1 pseudogene is annotated in these 241 nt (G+C 54.4%); it reads left to right on the forward strand.

Annotated features, from left to right (window positions below):
* Nucleotides 1–241, forward strand: a pseudogene (locus HMPREF0549_RS09095) (hypothetical protein); the annotation flags it as partial.

Here is a 241-nt window from a genome sequence, read left to right on the forward strand (position 1 = left end):
GATGGTGTTGATTATGAGGACGCAGCCGTACTTGACCCTATCTGTAATGCCTACAAATCCATCGCGCAGCAATCGAAATTCCTTCCTGGTCAGGATGTGGTCGTCATCGGCACTGGCCCACTCGGGCTGTTCTCCGTACAAATGGCGCGAATTATGGGGGCGGTAAATATCGTCGTCGTTGGTCTGCAAGAAGATGTGGCGGTCCGCTTCCCGGTTGCAAAAGAACTGGGTGCGACGGCAG

The sequence above is a fragment of the Limosilactobacillus vaginalis DSM 5837 = ATCC 49540 genome, assembly GCF_000159435.1.
In the GTDB taxonomy this organism is placed as follows: domain Bacteria; phylum Bacillota; class Bacilli; order Lactobacillales; family Lactobacillaceae; genus Limosilactobacillus; species Limosilactobacillus vaginalis.